The sequence below is a fragment of the Paraburkholderia sp. FT54 genome, from assembly GCF_031585635.1.
Lineage (GTDB): Bacteria > Pseudomonadota > Gammaproteobacteria > Burkholderiales > Burkholderiaceae > Paraburkholderia.
This window is the reverse complement of sequence record NZ_CP134196.1, coordinates 246,573-261,555: the sequence shown is the minus strand read 5'-3', so window position 1 is coordinate 261,555 and position 14,983 is coordinate 246,573. Positions and strand designations below refer to the sequence as shown.

Annotated in this window: 18 protein-coding genes; 13 read left to right on the top strand and 5 right to left on the bottom strand. The window is 58.9% G+C overall.

The window, feature by feature from the left end; genetic code table 11:
- The first annotated feature begins 4 nt into the window (after positions 1 to 4).
- Positions 5 to 511, top strand: a complete 507-nt coding sequence (locus tag RI103_RS20595) for a phasin family protein (RefSeq protein ID WP_310817230.1) — start codon at positions 5 to 7, stop codon at positions 509 to 511.
- 131 nt (positions 512 to 642) lie between these two features.
- On the opposite strand, the gene RI103_RS20590 is transcribed toward RI103_RS20595, so the two are convergent.
- Complete coding sequence (locus RI103_RS20590) at positions 643 to 1,086, bottom strand: hypothetical protein (RefSeq protein ID WP_310817229.1); 444 nt, start codon at positions 1,084 to 1,086, stop codon at positions 643 to 645.
- 294 nt (positions 1,087 to 1,380) lie between these two features.
- On the opposite strand from RI103_RS20590, the gene RI103_RS20585 reads away from it, so the two are divergent.
- The 4 genes from RI103_RS20585 to RI103_RS20570 all read left to right on the top strand — a co-directional run bounded on the left by RI103_RS20585 (position 1,381) and on the right by RI103_RS20570 (position 4,692).
- The gene (locus RI103_RS20585; protein WP_310817228.1) at positions 1,381 to 2,922 is read left to right on the top strand and encodes a hypothetical protein; all 1,542 of its coding nucleotides are present in this window, start codon (positions 1,381 to 1,383) and stop codon (positions 2,920 to 2,922) included.
- 21 nt (positions 2,923 to 2,943) lie between these two features.
- Positions 2,944 to 3,741 (top strand): hypothetical protein, encoded by a 798-nt coding sequence (locus RI103_RS20580; RefSeq protein ID WP_310817227.1) that lies wholly within the window; start codon positions 2,944 to 2,946, stop codon positions 3,739 to 3,741.
- A 117-nt stretch (positions 3,742 to 3,858) separates the two neighbouring features.
- Positions 3,859 to 4,416 carry a glycine zipper domain-containing protein gene (locus RI103_RS20575; protein WP_310817226.1) on the top strand — a complete coding sequence of 186 codons (558 nt, stop codon included), beginning with the start codon at positions 3,859 to 3,861 and terminating at the stop codon, positions 4,414 to 4,416.
- A gap of 39 nt (positions 4,417 to 4,455) precedes the next feature.
- Complete coding sequence (locus RI103_RS20570) at positions 4,456 to 4,692, top strand: hypothetical protein (RefSeq protein ID WP_310817225.1); 237 nt, start codon at positions 4,456 to 4,458, stop codon at positions 4,690 to 4,692.
- A gap of 7 nt (positions 4,693 to 4,699) precedes the next feature.
- Here the strand turns inward: RI103_RS20570 and RI103_RS20565 are convergent, their stop codons facing one another.
- Entirely contained in the window at positions 4,700 to 5,953 is a 1,254-nt protein-coding gene (locus RI103_RS20565) for an MFS transporter (protein WP_310817224.1), read from the bottom strand.
- 348 nt (positions 5,954 to 6,301) lie between these two features.
- On the opposite strand from RI103_RS20565, the gene arsH reads away from it, so the two are divergent.
- From arsH to RI103_RS20550, 3 genes are read left to right on the top strand one after another with little or no spacing between them, the layout of a single operon-like run.
- Entirely contained in the window at positions 6,302 to 7,078 is a 777-nt protein-coding gene (gene arsH / locus RI103_RS20560) for an arsenical resistance protein ArsH (protein ID WP_310817223.1), read from the top strand.
- Positions 7,079 to 7,087: 9 nt separating this feature from the next.
- Positions 7,088 to 7,426, top strand: coding sequence for an ArsR/SmtB family transcription factor (locus RI103_RS20555; protein ID WP_409077016.1), 339 nt, complete (start codon positions 7,088 to 7,090; stop codon positions 7,424 to 7,426).
- Positions 7,427 to 7,900 (top strand): ArsI/CadI family heavy metal resistance metalloenzyme, encoded by a 474-nt coding sequence (locus tag RI103_RS20550; protein WP_310817221.1) that lies wholly within the window; start codon positions 7,427 to 7,429, stop codon positions 7,898 to 7,900.
- Positions 7,901 to 8,016: 116 nt separating this feature from the next.
- Here RI103_RS20550 and RI103_RS20545 read toward each other — a convergent pair whose 3' ends face one another.
- Entirely contained in the window at positions 8,017 to 8,358 is a 342-nt protein-coding gene (locus RI103_RS20545) for a metalloregulator ArsR/SmtB family transcription factor (protein WP_310817220.1), read from the bottom strand.
- 199 nt (positions 8,359 to 8,557) lie between these two features.
- Between RI103_RS20545 and RI103_RS20540 the strand changes: the two genes are divergently transcribed.
- Entirely contained in the window at positions 8,558 to 9,073 is a 516-nt protein-coding gene (locus tag RI103_RS20540; protein ID WP_310817218.1) for an arsenate reductase ArsC, read from the top strand.
- A gap of 2 nt (positions 9,074 to 9,075) precedes the next feature.
- Complete coding sequence (gene arsB, locus RI103_RS20535; protein ID WP_310817217.1) at positions 9,076 to 10,149, top strand: ACR3 family arsenite efflux transporter; 1,074 nt, start codon at positions 9,076 to 9,078, stop codon at positions 10,147 to 10,149.
- Positions 10,150 to 10,306: 157 nt separating this feature from the next.
- On the opposite strand, the gene RI103_RS20530 is transcribed toward arsB, so the two are convergent.
- Positions 10,307 to 11,293, bottom strand: coding sequence for a LysR family transcriptional regulator (locus RI103_RS20530; RefSeq protein ID WP_310817215.1), 987 nt, complete (start codon positions 11,291 to 11,293; stop codon positions 10,307 to 10,309).
- A 151-nt stretch (positions 11,294 to 11,444) separates the two neighbouring features.
- On the opposite strand from RI103_RS20530, the gene RI103_RS20525 reads away from it, so the two are divergent.
- The 3 genes from RI103_RS20525 to RI103_RS20515 all read left to right on the top strand — a co-directional run bounded on the left by RI103_RS20525 (position 11,445) and on the right by RI103_RS20515 (position 14,554).
- Positions 11,445 to 12,266: an aldo/keto reductase gene (locus RI103_RS20525; protein WP_310817214.1), complete on the top strand. Its 822-nt coding sequence runs from the start codon at positions 11,445 to 11,447 to the stop codon at positions 12,264 to 12,266.
- A gap of 388 nt (positions 12,267 to 12,654) precedes the next feature.
- Positions 12,655 to 12,873 carry a hypothetical protein gene (locus RI103_RS20520; protein ID WP_310817212.1) on the top strand — a complete coding sequence of 73 codons (219 nt, stop codon included), beginning with the start codon at positions 12,655 to 12,657 and terminating at the stop codon, positions 12,871 to 12,873.
- 376 nt (positions 12,874 to 13,249) lie between these two features.
- Positions 13,250 to 14,554 (top strand): MFS transporter, encoded by a 1,305-nt coding sequence (locus tag RI103_RS20515; protein ID WP_310817210.1) that lies wholly within the window; start codon positions 13,250 to 13,252, stop codon positions 14,552 to 14,554.
- A 104-nt stretch (positions 14,555 to 14,658) separates the two neighbouring features.
- Here the strand turns inward: RI103_RS20515 and RI103_RS20510 are convergent, their stop codons facing one another.
- Positions 14,659 to 14,931: a hypothetical protein gene (locus RI103_RS20510; RefSeq protein ID WP_310817209.1), complete on the bottom strand. Its 273-nt coding sequence runs from the start codon at positions 14,929 to 14,931 to the stop codon at positions 14,659 to 14,661.
- Positions 14,932 to 14,983: the final 52 nt, after the last annotated feature.

Genomic DNA, 14,983 nt, shown 5'->3' with positions numbered 1-14,983 from the left:
TCCTATGCACCCTACTACCCTGGAATACTCCCCCCTCTTTCGCCGCGACGCCGATTTTCCCACCGTCTTCGACTGGGTGGGTTGCGCCGCTACCGGACTGGAGAGAATCGTCGAATTGAATGTGCAAACCGTCAAGACATCTCTGCGCGAACAGGAGGTGTTGGCCGGGGCGGCGCTTTCATTTCAGTCTTTCAGTGAAGTGATCGATCTTCAGTCGCAGCAGCTACCCGCCGCAGTGAAAAAGACGTTTGCGTATTGGCGTCACGTCGAAGAAATTGCCGTAGAAACTGGGGGAGAACTGGCCTCCGTCATGCAAGCGAGTTTCCAACGTTTTGTGGCAACGCTTAGGGCGCCGGTCGACATCGCAATGTCGACCGCCAGGGCGCAGGGCGACACCTCGAGCCTGCTTACGATGGATCCGCCGAGAGCCGCGGCCGGGACGGCAGCCGCGATCCTAGACAGCTCCGGAAAAATCATTTCCGACAACGAGTCAGACGGCGGCGTGGATTAACTCCAGGGCTTGAGGACAACCTTGATACAACCGTCCTCCTTGTCACGAGACGTTTTGTACATGCCGGGCCCATCTTTCCGTGGTCGGCATATGCGAGAAGCGCTAGCGCGCTTCTCGTTTTCAAGTAAAGATCAAACGCCCTTTTCCCGCAGCGACGCAACATATTGCCTGGCTGCTTCGTTGCCATGCGCAAGCGCCCGTGACGCAAGCGAAAACCCCAACTGCGTTTCATGGGCGACGGCGCTGCGATCATCATCGAAAAGCTTTGCCGCGCGCCGCAGATGTTGCGCCGCCTGCCCATGAAGATCCGACGCAGCTGCATGATGTCGCGCAGCAGTCAGCCCGCTGTCAATGGACCCCGGCGGCAATGGCGCGCCGGTATGTTTGGCGGCCAGATTGGACTCGTCGATGGCAAACAGCGCATGGCCCTGCGCCAATACTGCCTGATGAGCGGCGTGATCGTAATCCTTGCCCGCCTCGTAATACTGCGATGCTTCCCGGTGAAATCGCGCTGCTTGCTCGTGATGCGATGCAGCAGCATCGAGATGTCCCTTTTTACTTTGCTTGGTATTCACGGCAGATCCTCCTAACGGCTTCGTTTCAGCGGTGACCGGTTGCTTGCGAACCGCAACCGGCCGGACTCCCATCCGAAAGTTACTCTCTCCCGCGTTGCCGTGGTTTTTTTCGATTTCACCGGAAAACCCTCATTACAAATTGTCAGGTCTATTTCTATGCTGTTGGGAGAATTCCATCTTGACTGGGTGGGCCATCGAATCCGTGCTCGTCCGCGCAACTTCGATTGCGCCGGATAGGTATTGCCCGTTCGAAACACAAGAATCGACTCATTCTTCCGGGCCATCGAAATGATCGTGTCCCTTGTGAATCACGTCGCCGATAACGCCACGACGTTGCGCGTATGGGCAGGTATTCTTGCGGCTGCCAATGGCACTGCATCGGCACTGGCCTGGACAGTCGGCGGCAATCCGGTCGTGCCTTCGACAGTGCGCCCGCTGCAGTGCTGGAAGGTTCAGGGAAAGCTCCCGTTCTGCTCCACCATTGTCGAATTCAGTGGCCTTGCGCCCGCGTCCGAGCATGAAGTCGGATTGAGCGTAGACGCCGCCGCAACCGTCGTGCGGTCGTTTCGCACCCTGCCTCAAGCGATCCCGCAGGAATTCGGCGAGCGATTCAATCTGCTGCTTCTGTCATGTTTTCACGGCGCACAGGACCGGCATGGAGAAGCGGGCAGATGGATCTCTTCATATAAGCCGCGTCCAGACCTCGTGCTGTTCGCGGGCGATCAGGTTTATCTGGATCTGCCCACGGAACTCAACTTTCAGGATAACCAGGCCTGGCTCGAAGCGAAGTTCCAGGAAGACTACGTGAGCAACTGGTATGCGCCCGGTGCGTCGCCTGCGAACGGAAGTGGCATTCCAGAGGGGTTTCCACAATTGCTCTCGCTGGCGCCCGTCGCGTCGATTCCGGACGATCACGAGTACTGGAACAATGCCCCCTTCAAGAGTCCGCTCATCCAGAACAGCTGGACGGAAGCCGGCCGGGACCGCTGGCGCGCCGCAGCCGAAATCGGCTTCGGCATGTTTCAGCAAGGTTACCCGGGCTCGATGGGGCAGCCGCGTGTGATCGACATAGAACCGCTCACGATCCTGTTGCTGGATACGCGCAGTCAGCGCGAAAGGGGCGTCGGCGATGCGCCTGATCATGCAACGATGCTCGACCCGCCCGGCGCACTGCTCGGCAACGCGGGCCGCAATGCGCTCGTTGCGTGGGTGGACAAGCTCGTTGCCTCCGCGAGCACGCCTAAGCCCCGCTACGGTTTTCTATTGACGGGACAATCGCTCTTTGCCGATCCGGCGAGCGCGTTCGATGGCCATGTGGCGGACTACGAGCTGGCGAATTACGAAGCCGACTATCGCTTTATGGTGGACCAGATAGAGCGCGTCTCGACTGCGGGATTGCCGCTGACCTGCCTGACCGGCGATGTTCACTGGGGCAGGATACTGCGCGCCGATACGTTGAACCGCGGCCCCGTTTATGAAGTGATTTCATCGCCTACTTCGCTGGTCAAGTCGATCGGGATCGACGAATTCAAGAAGGTCAAGTCGGCGATTGCCGGCTGGTTCGGACCACGCGATCCTTGGCCCACGCACCCTACTCCCAAAGATCCGCCATCGAGATTCGGCAGCTTGGGCGACTATCAGTCGCTCCTGCTGCCGACGACGCTCGATCCTCACCCCTCTTCATCGATGAGAGGCAATCTTGCGCTGATGCTCGGCATTCAGCGTGTGGGCGGGTCTCTCGATGTGCAGGTCGACTACATGCCTCTTCATCACGACCAGGAAGTGAACGCGAAAACGCGTTGGAGCACGCATTTCAAACTGACGGCTGCTCACTGAAACGATAAAGGAGACACCATCATGTCAGTCATCGCGCGCCGGTCAAGAGCGGCCTCACGCAATAAGAATCTGGTCGAGCTGAGACGGCAGAAGAAAGAAAGCAACATCGTGTGGATCAACCGGGCACTCAAGAGCGTCCCGTTGAAAAACATCGCGGACTACAGCTTCGTCCTCCTGATAGGCGGCGCCGATCCGCTGTCGTTCCGCTTGCGACTCGCGCAGGCGCACGTGCGCAGCGACATGTCGCCGAGTTCATGGTCGCAGGCTATGTTCGTTGACATGAAAACCAAAGCCGCGACGAAGGACACGGAAGTGATCAGCGTGTCGCTTGGGCCTGAAGCATGGTATCCGCCGGACGGATTTGCGCCCATTTGCAACGCGATTCAGACGGGCACGCTGGCGCATATCGATTCGTCCGAACAGTATCCGAACCTGGCGCTCATCTTGTGGCCCGTGGCGGCCAAAGCGATTCAAGCGAGTCTCACGCAACTGCGCCGTGAGCGCATGTCGATTGATCTGTCGAGTCTACTGCTGCGCTGGATCGGCTATGCGTGGGGTTGCGGCGTACCGTCGAATCCACTGGGCGAAGGCTTCGGCATGCCTTCGGCTGCGATGCTGGAGACGGCCTATGCCGCCAATGGATTTGATCTCACGCCAGGACTCGAGAGCCGGTCCAGTTGCCCCGAGGCGATCTGGCAGTCGGCAAGCTGGTGGCACGAGTACTACAACAAGGACGTCGAGAACCCGCAACACATCTACGGCACATTCACCCGCGAACACCATCTCGTCGACGCATCGTATTTTCCGAGCAACGGGTGAGCCGCTGCGGCGGATAGCATCAGCGCGTACGTCCCCTCGCCCGCACAGCGTCAATCTAATTCAGGGCTAACTCTGCGCGTTCAAGATGGCTTCATCGAATCAGGGGACGTGAACATCATGAAGCTCTTAAGAACCACACGCATAGCCTTGCCCGCATGCTTGATCGCCGCCGCGCTCACCGGCTGTGCCGTCATCCCGCCGACTGGGCCGTCCGTCGTCGCATTGCCGCCAAATGGCAAACCAATAAGCGTGTTCCAGCAGGAAGACTACGCATGCCGGGACTACGCATTCCACTCGGACAATGCCGCCGCACCGGCTCACAGCGCCATACCAAACGGCGTCGGCAGCAGTGCGATCGGAACCATAGGTGGAGTGGCCGCTGGCGCGCTGCTCGGCGCAGCGGCAGGCGACGCCGGCGTCGGCGCAGCGATCGGTGCGGGCGCGGGCTTGCTGCTCGGCAGTGCGGTAGGTGCAAACGACTCGCAAGCCACTTCGGCCAGTCTGCAGGCGCGATACACAGCCGCCTACGCGCAGTGCATGGCCTCAAAGGGCAACAGTATTTCCCAACCGGCCGTCTATTCCACGGTTCCTGTTTACGCTCCGCCTCCTGTCGCGTACGTGCCGGGCCCCGTGGTTTACAGCTACCCGCAACGCCTCGGCTACTGGTCTTATTGACGGCTCCGGCTGACAGGATCGTATCGAGTTCGGCGCGTCGTGCCGGCACACATTGGGCCGATGTATCCGGCGCGCGCGACCAAATCGCTCAATACCCACACTGCCAACAATCCTGCCGTTGGCATCTTCAGCTACCAGGAAGTCCAAGAGCAAGGCTGCATCCACATCGGCAACCGGCAGTTGGTTCTCTGCGAGCAATGCTTTGATGGCATCGAGGTCACCTCTTCGGGCGGCACGTATCTTCATGGCAAAGGGATTGATGATTGGCACGGGTGAAGCAGTATCAAGCTGCGCTGGCAACCACGCGACGACTTTCGCGGACGGCAACGAAGAAGGCAATTGCTGACAGTATCGAGACGAGAAACACGGTCCATTCGACAGCTACGTAGCCGTGAGTGAAGCTCCAGATGCTGGCAGCGGCAATCGGCGCTATCCCCTTGGCGACATTCGACGGAAACGAAAGCATGCCGCTGACCGCACCGTAGCCTTCGGTCCACATCAGGTCCTGAACGATGGTGCCGCGGAGTATGGTCATCATGCCATTCGCAGCGCCGTAGCAAAGCGCGAATAGCCATAGAAGCGCGGCCGAGTGACCAGCGCTTATCAGGAGAACGGTCGAGAGCGGGAACAGCGTCACGATAATGATGCCCACGGTACTGACGTGTACGGTCCGGCCGAATGTGAACCACGCTACACGAGCGGCGACCTGAGCGGGACCGATGAGCGCCATGGTTGTGACCAGCACGGCATTCGATACTCCTCGCTCGACCATGAGCGGCACGAGATGAAATGTAAGCGCCGCGAACGTCGCGTAGTAGGCCGTGAAGCAGACGGCGAGAGCCCAGAACGTGGGCGTGCGGAGCGCGCGACGTGTGGCTTCGTCATTCGCCGCTTTGACCTCGCCGTGATTCGGCCGCGCCTCGCCGTGCAACCGGGACGAGCGGACGGCGAGGACATGAATTGGCAGGGAGATGGCCAGGTTCACGGCAGCAAGAACGACGAGTGATGCCCGCCATCCAACCGAGCCAACCAAAAACTGGGTGAGTGGAATGAAGGCCGTGCTGGCGAATCCGCCCACCAGCGTAATGAGGGTGATTTTGGTCCGGAAACTGTGCGGATATCGGTGCGTTACGACGGCAAAAACTGGGTCATAAAGCGTAGACGCCATAGCAATCCCAAGGCCAATCCACGCGACAAAGAGCAACGTCAGCGACTGCGCGTCGGCCCAAAGCAACAGCATTGCGGCTGCGATGACCGAGCCGGCCACCATCACGCGGCGCCCGAATCCGTGGTCAATCCAGCGACCAATTGGATATGCGGCAAACCCGGAAACCAGCAACCCGACCGAAAGGGCGGCATTTGTCGCCGTTCTGCTCCAGCCCATGGATTGCTCCATGGGCACAACCAGCAGGGAGAATGAATAGTAGACGGAGCCCCAGGAGACTAGCTGCGCTAGTGCCAACGCCCATGTAACCAGACTGTCTTTGTTATCTCGGGGAGCGGTGTTTCCGCTGACGTTCTCACTTCGGCTCGACATTGTGCTCAATTTTTCAGCCCCTCATCTGGCTCAGTTTGTGGACGGTCCCGCAGCCGGTGCGAAAGGCGGCGCAGCAAAAGAATGTTGTCGATGCGAATCTATACGTGATGACAGCGCCGACGCGCTCGTGAAGGTGGTCCCCTTCCGACACAGGCGCGAGCGACTCCGTCATAACCCGGTCTTCGCAGTCCATGACAGCCCCAAGCATTTCATATTTCCAGAATACCGGAAATGTAGTAGAATGCAACTAATGAGGTGATGAAGGTCGTGTTCCGGGGCGCTGCAAAGCGCGTTGAATCGATCAAACACCTCCATATAGTTGGAAATGTCAAATAGCAGGGTAATGAGATGACAGTTCACGCAATCAATGGCGACCAGAGCTTTCCGGCCGCCAGAACAGATTTTTTCGACACCGATATCGCGACACGCCTCGGAATGGAGGGGCAGCCGCCGGTCAGGATTCTGCTGCTCTACGGTTCGCTGCGTGAGCGGTCGTATTCGCGGTTGCTCGTCGAGGAAGCCGCTCGCCTGTTGCAGACGTTCGGTGCCGAAACGCGGATTTTCGACCCGCGCGGTCTGCCGCACGCAGACGACGTCGACGTGAAGCACCATCCGAAAGTGAAGGAACTGCTCGAGCTTTCGCTGTGGTCAGAGGGGCACGTGTGGTGCAGCCCGGAGCGGCACGGCACCATCACCGGTCTGATAAAGACGCAGATTGACCACCTCCCGCTCGTCAGCGGCGGCATCCGTCCGACGCAGGGGCGCACGCTGGCTGTCATGCAAGTCAGCGGCGGTTCGCAATCTTTCAATTCGGTGAACCAACTCCGCCAGTTGGGACGATGGATGCGTATGTTCACCATCCCCAACCAGTCGTCGGTTGCCAAGGCGTTTGAAGAGTTTGAAGAGGACGGCCGGATGAAACCGTCGTCCTACTACGACCGCCTGGTGGACGTCATGGAGGAACTCGTGAAATTCACGCTGCTACTCCGCGGCCGTGCCGACTACCTGGTCGACCGTTACAGCGAACGGGTGAAAGACGGCCGTCCGCTCGACCCCACGACTGACCTGGCTTCCCGGGCAATCGCCGACCATTCTCGCAAGGAAGTTCAGGCGAGTAACCAATAAAGGACTGTGATGGCAACCCTGGATTCGAAGTTGGCAGTCAAGGCGCTCGCGGCGCTTGCGCACGAGACGCGTCTCGCGGTCTTTCGCCTTCTGGTGACAGCCGGACGCTCGGGTATGAGTCCGGGTGCCATCGCCGAAAAGCTGGGGCTGCCTGCACCCACGCTGTCATTTCACCTGAAGGAGCTCGCACACGCAGGGCTCATCGAGGGCAAGAGCCAGGGCCGGTTCATCATCTATTGCGCCAGCTATGACCACATGCAGACGCTGATGGATTTCCTGATGGAAAACTGCTGCGCGGCCGAGCAAGCAGAGCAATGCGGCTGTGCGACCAACGAAACGGAGACTTGAATGAAGCGATTTCACGTGCACGTTGTTGTCCCGAAACTCGACGAAAGCGTGCGTTTTTACAGCAGTATGTTTGGCGCGGAACCTTCCGTGCTCAAGGACGATTACGCAAAGTGGATGCTCGAGGACCCGCGCATGAATTTCGCCATCTCAGCGCGCGGCGGTGAAACTGGCGTCAATCACCTGGGCTTTCAGGTCGACAGCGACGAGGAACTGGCGGCTCTGCGCGCGCAGGTGGTCGCGGGGAGCGTCAGCGTCGAGGACCAGCCTGCAGCCCAGTGCTGCTACGCGAGTTCCAACAAGTACTGGACGCAGGACCCCGCTGGAGTGCCATGGGAGACTTATCACACGCTCGGCAACATTCCTGTGTTTGGCGCAGACAGCCGACAGGCGGCCATGTCGGAGCCCAGCGGCGCGTGCTGCGCCCCCTCCACGTCCATCCCCGCTGTGATTGAGAAAAAGGTCTGCTGCGGCTGAATCCGCAGCATCAAAACAAACGGCCGCCCAAGGTCGGCGAGGCGGCCGTTGCAGTTGGATACTGATGCGGATGATGGACGTGTGTTCCTGCGCGACTTACCGCATCAAGCGCCTGTTCATGCGGTCACGGGCTTGCACTTCACTTTCTTGGCGGGCTTGCATGCAGCCGAGTCCACTCCCTGGCAGCAGTTCTCGGTCAGAAAGCCAACCAGGTCGTTCATGTGCTCGATTTCGGGCCCGTAATATACGAAGCGACCTTCCTGACGAGACGTTACCAGGCCAGCATGCGTCAGCTCCTTGAGATGGAAGGAGAGCGTCGCGCTAGCCAGGTCAAGATGCTCCTGGATGACTCCGACGTTGAGACCTTCCGGGCCGGCTGTGACGAGCAGGCGAAAAATAGCCAGGCGCGTCGGCTGTGCGAGCGCGGCCAAAGCTTTGATGGCGTCTTTTTCCTTCATAAGGCTCTGTCTTCAAGGTTATGTGCCGATTCTAACGCGGCGCCGCCGGCGCGGGGTGGAACAGTCGACCCCAGACTTCACCGCTGCCAGCGACGAACGACAGAGCGCGCCCGCGCTTGCTGCATCACAACGTTTCCATTATATTGGAGATATGGATTAATTCGAAGCTGCCTAGACCAAACGTCGCCAGGAGAAATCTGTGACCGAACCCCGAAGATACAATGTCTTATTCCTCTGTACCCACAACTCCGCACGCTCCATTCTGGCGGAAGCGGCATTGAATGAACTCGCGAGCGACCGTTTCGTGGGGTACAGCGCCGGCAGTCACCCTGGCACTGCTCCGAACCCCTTTGCGCTTGACCTGCTGCGTTCACAGCAGATTTCGACCGAAGGGCTACGCAGCAAGAGCTGGGATGAATTCGCTGAAGACGGCGCACCGCAAATCGATTTCATCTTTACTGTCTGCGACAACGCGGCCGGCGAGGTATGCCCAATTTGGCCCGGTCACCCTGCGAAAGCACACTGGGGCATACCCGACCCCTCGACGGCCGAGGGCTCCGACGACGCCAAGCGCAAGGCATTTCTGCAGGCCTACGTGCAGATGAAGAAGCGCATCGAGCTCTTCGCGAATCTGCCGCTCGAAGAGCTGGACCGCGTTGCGGTCCAGCAGGAAATGCAGAACATCGGCACGTCGCTGCGTGAGAAGGGAGAGTAACGATGGCGGGCAGTCAAACAGCCGCGAAGGCCGCGCGGCGGGCGCCGAGTGGCATTGGTTTTTTCGAGCGCTATCTGTCCGTGTGGGTCGCGCTATGCATTGTGGTCGGCATCGTTCTCGGCAAGCTGTTGCCCGGCGCTGTCCACACCGTATCGACGCTGGAGTTTGCCCACGTCAACCTCCCCGTCGGGATTCTGATTTGGGTCATGATAATTCCGATGTTGTTGCGCATTGACTTCGCTTCGCTTGGCAAAGTCCGCACGCAGCTGAAAGGAATTGGCGTGACGCTGGTCATCAACTGGGCGGTCAAACCGTTCACGATGGCGTTTCTGGCATGGGTCTTCGTGCGGCACGTATTCGCGTCGCTTCTGCCCGCCGACCAGCTCGACAGCTACGTGGCCGGCCTGATTCTTCTGGCTGCGGCGCCTTGCACAGCGATGGTCTTCGTCTGGAGTCAGCTGACGAAAGGCGACCCTTACTTCACGCTGTCACAGGTCGCGTTGAACGACCTGATTATGGTGTTCGCGTTTGCCCCGGTCGTGGGTCTGCTGCTCGGCATCTCGAACATTGCGGTGCCTTGGGATACATTGCTGACCTCGGTGGTGCTCTACATCGTCATCCCCGTCATCATTGCGCAGCTTATTCGCAAGACTCTCCTACGTCAGGGCGAGCAGGCCTTCCAGCAAGCGCTTTCGAAGATTGGCCCGTTCTCCATCGCTGCGCTGCTACTGACACTTGTGCTGCTCTTCGCGTTCCAGGGCGAGCAAATCATTGCTCAGCCTCTCGTCATCCTGCTGCTCGCGGTGCCTATCCTGATTCAGGTGATTATCAACTCGTCGCTCGCCTACCTGGCGAACCGGCAACTGGGCGTATCGCACGACGTTGCTGCACCGTCCTGCCTGATTGGCGCGTCCAACTTCTTTGAACTTGCTGTTGCAACGGCCATCAGCCTGTTCGGTCTGAAGTCCGGTGCGGCATTGGCAACAGTGGTCGGCGTACTCGTCGAAGTGCCGGTCATGCTGGTCGTAGTCAAGGTCGTTAACTCGTCCCGTAACTGGTATCAGCGGTCGTCGTGACTGACTCAGCCGCTTTCCGCTGCGAAGACGGCACCGCGTGAACGTACCTGTACGTCGACGCCACAAACCAGTTTGTTTCTCGGAATAGGTTTCGAAGAGAACCGGGTTGTTCCTTGCGGCATTACCAGTTACTCCGTACTCGGCTTGATATCAATTGTCATGGGCGCGATGACGTGCGCGCCTTAGCTTTTGCGCTGCCGCTGTTCCCCCGGAGACCTATCTGACGGTGCGTAACGGGTGCGGCCGCGGATAATGACTCGAGGCAGAAATTAATGAACGCGTCGACTTTCGCAGCTCGATGGCGCCGGGACGGAAAGAGCGCATACAGCGGAAATCTTTCGTCCGGCCAGTGCGGGAAGAGGTCCACAAGCAAGCCATCACGCATTACCTGCTCGACGCCAATCTCCATCACCTGGGCGATGCCAGCGCCGGCGATACACGCGCCCAGCATGGTTTCCACGTCCGACACGAGCAGACGCCCTTCTGCGGGTATCTCCGTGACCTTCTTACCCCGATGGAACTCCCACTCGAAAGGCTTGGCCGTCACGGGGTTATAAAACATGATTCGCTGATGTTTGCTCACCTCCTCCGGTTTTCCGGGCTGCCCGTGCTCAGCCACATAGCGTGGAGACGCGACTGTAATGATGCGCGTATCGAGCAGCTTGCGCGCAATCAGTGTTCCCAGTGGCGGGGGTCCAAAACGCACCGCCAGGTCAAATCCATCTGCCACGAGGTCGCCGACGTCGTCGCGCATGATGAGTTCGAGCGAGAGGTCAGGATGCTGTGCCAGAAAATCCGGCAATCTTGACGCCAGCACCGTTCTTGAAAAGAACGGGTCGACGTTGACGCGAAGCTTTCCCTGCACGACGTTCGCCGAACCCGATGCCGCTGAAGCCGCCTCTTCGATGCCGGTCAGGTGCGGCCCAACCGCTTCATATAGTCGCCTCCCTTCGTCGGTCAGTGTTTGCGAGCGCGTCGTTCGGTCAAGCAGCCGCACCCCCACCCGCTTTTCGAGGCGTGAAACAGCACGGCTAACGCCCGATGGCGACAAGCCGAGAGCATCTGCCGCGCGCACGAAACTGCCGCTCTCTGCGACTGCGGCGAGTACGGTGATGCCAGAAAACAGTCGACCATCAAATGTCATGCCCTCTCCGAGGCGAATCTCATTCAGATAGTTTAATCACGAGTGATTTGAACGGCACGTACTTTATTCAACAATCAAGAAATGAGAGATTGTCCTCCTGAACGCTACGGCGGCTTACGCCACAAACCAGGACCAGCTTGGGAGAGCAACCATGGAAGCTTTGAAGACACAGGGAATTGAACTGCCCCGCCTCGGATTTGGCACATTCCGTATGCCGGGCGGAGGTTGCCAGCCAGTAGTTGAAAGTGCGCTGGAGCTCGGATACCGGCACATCGACACCGCCGAGATGTACCAGAACGAAGAAGCCGTAGGCGCCGCAATTGCGGCCTCGGGTCTCGCGCGGAAGCAACTGCATCTGACCACCAAGGTATGGCACGAGAACCTCGCGCCGGATGCGCTGCGTCGCGCCCTTGACGCCAGCCTCGCAAAGCTCGGTGTCGACTACGTTGACCTGTACATGGTGCATTGGCCGTCGCGTGACATGGACCTCGGCGCCGTCATGGAAACAATGCAAGGCTTTCTGCAGAACGGCACCGTTCGCTCAATCGGTGTGTGCAATTTCAACATGACGATGCTGCGAAAAGCCATCGAGGAAATCGGCGCACCCATCGCCTGCCACCAGATTGAATACCACGCGTTTCTGGACCAGTCGAAAATGCTGAGCTATTTGCGCGAAAAAGGCATCCCACTTGTCGCCTATGCCCCGTTGGCACAAGGCAGGGCAGCAAGCGACCCGGTACTTGAGGGAATCGGCATCAAGCATGGCGCGACCGCTGCCCAGGTTGCTCTTGCGTGGCTTCTGGAACAGGACGGAGTGGCCGTTATTCCTAAGGCTCAACGCCGCGAAAGTCAGAAATCCAATCTCGATGCGCTGGCGGTGAAACTCGACGATGATGACCGGCGTGCTATTGCGTTGTTGCCGAAGAACCACCGTTTCGTCACTCCGCCGTTCGCGCCGGAATGGGACGCGTAACTGTTGTCATCGCGCTGCAGGCAGTCCATCCGCCAAGCATCGCGCCGAACAACGCAGGCTCCGGTAGAGAACGGTTTGCCCTGCGATGGGCAAACCGTTTGTCGGTAGCCGCGCGTCGCATCGAGGAGTGACCGTGGAGGCGCCGATGACAGACTCGTAATCTGCCGGTCAGCATACGGTCAGTTCAAAAGGTCAATATAAGGGCATTGCCTTGTGGACTGGGATGCCGACCTATGCCGGCCCTTGCATTGCCACTCCGTCCGGGTAGAGGCATCACGAACTCGTTGCATGCAGACGAGATTTAACAGGCCAGGCATACGGAGGGTGAGCATCGCCTTGGTGCTGGCCGACTCGGTGAACTGCACAGTCTGGCCACAGGAGATTCAGCATGAAACTAGACGCCAGCACGTTTGTACGATTGCGCCGTCTCGCTCCAGTTCTCGATGACGTACTCAACGCGCGCGAAGTAGAGCATGGAGATCAGGCCGTAGACCTGGTTTCACTGGCCCAGCTATGCTCACAGCTGTTCGGCGCATACCATTGCCATCACCCCGGCCAGATTGCGCAGATAGCGCAAGCGCGACTCGAAGCCGTTGAGTCGCTGTAACGCGCAATCTCTGGACTGGCGGCGGGTTGAGGTATGGGCAGAGGTCGTACCAGACGATTTCTGGACCGGTTACGCCAATCTTGCGTACATTAGCGGTTTCCCATCAGCACGCTAAAGATTGACAAGTCCTTCGTCGGCAATATCGAAGAAGACGAAGACGCCCGGGCACTCACCCAAGCTGTCGTGTCGTTCGGCAAAGCGTCCGCGTCTGGATGGGTTCGCTGCTCGCTTGCGTTGGCGATTCGACATTGACCTTTCACGAGACAGACAGCGTGAAATCGAATTCTTCAGTATGCTGCCGGATTCGCGTCTGGCAATTGCGGTCCTCGCACGACCTGAGGGTGCATACAGATAACTTCCAAAGCATTACGAGACAATGAACGCTACAATTCTGAATCCCAGTATCGACCGGGACAAGTTGGAATCCCTCGCTTACTCCAAAGTCACCTGGCGCCTTCTGCCCTTTCTGTTTCTCTGCTACGTCGCCGCTTACCTTGACCGCGTCAACGTCGGTTTTGCAAAACTGCAGATGCTCAGCGACTTGAAGTTCAGCGACACGGTCTATGGTCTCGGCGCCGGCATTTTCTTTATCGGGTATTTCTTCTTCGAAGTTCCCAGCAATGTGCTGATGCATCGCTTCGGCGCCCGGGTCTGGATTAGTCGAATCATGATTACATGGGCGGTTATTTCGTCCGCCACGCTTTACGTGTCAACGCCAACCTCGTTTTATGTATTGCGCTTTTTGCTTGGCATTGCCGAAGCCGGCTTCTTCCCCGGTATCGTTCTCTACCTGACCTACTGGTATCCGGCCGAGCGCCGCAGTCGTGTCAATGCGCTGTTCATGATCGGCATCCCCGTTGCAGGGGTCATCGGCGGCCCGCTGTCGGGGTGGATTATGCAGGCATTCAATGGCGTGCATGGCCTCGCAAACTGGCAGTGGCTCTTCCTGCTGGAAGCCATCCCCTCCATCGTTCTTGGCGTCATCACGCTCATCTATCTGCCGAACGGAATTCGCGCCGCAAAGTGGCTCACGGAACCCGAGAAGAAGCTTCTTGAGGAGAAGATTGCGCAGGACGGTGTTGGAAAGCTGCACGCCACGGTAGGAAGTGTCCTCGGCAACGGTCGCGTGTGGTTCATGGCAGCGATTTACTTCTGCTGCATGATGGGTCTCTATGGCGTGGGCTTCTATCTGCCAACGCTCATCAAGGCCGCAGGCGTCAAGGATGCGCTGGACATCGGCATGCTGACGGCCATTCCCTATGGCTGTGCCATAGTCGCGATGCTGCTGATCGCGCGAAGCGCCGACCGTCTGCGCGAGCGCCGCTGGCACTTCGCGGCAGCCGGACTTATGGCAAGCGCCGGGCTGCTGGCCGCCACCATCTTTGGCTCCAACGTTGGACTCGCTATGGTGGCGCTCTCCCTGGGTACAGCAGGGGTACTCGCAACGATGCCGGTCTTCTGGGCGTGGCCGAGCGCCATGCTGGGCGGCGGTGCAGCAGCAGCCGGCATCGGACTGATAAACTCAGTGGGCAACCTCGCGGGTTTTGTCAGCCCCACCATCGTGGGCTGGATGAAGGACGCGACAAACAGTACCAACGCCGGCATATACGTCATCGCGGCAGCGCTTTTTGCCGGCGCGTGTCTTGCGCTTTTCCAACCGCGTGAGCGGGTAAGCACCTAATCACTTCGGGCTTGGCCTAATGACGTCACGACAGCTCGACAGGCGTCGTGGCCTCATTCACATCGAGCGTCCCTTAGGGCCGGAAGAAGGCGACGCCGAGAAGGTTAGTCCGCAAACGGGTTGCAGGTGTCTTTCACTTCGGTATTGAGATTGTATTCCGCACGCACCGCCTTGAGCACGCCCTCAATGTCGCGCTCGAAGCCGACCGCATTGCCGAAGTGAGTCATGTTCCAGTTGCAGCCTGTCTTGTCAACCTCTTGCAACTGCGGCCGCGGCACACGAATCTTCACGCCATCCTCGACAATTTCCTGCAGTCGATGGATTCGCCGGTTGACCTCCTGCTGAAGCTGCGAGGCATTGAGCGTCTTGCGTATCATCCAAGTCTCCCTCCGGTTGCTCGAACCAGTCTAGCGCAAGTGAGGCGTTTCG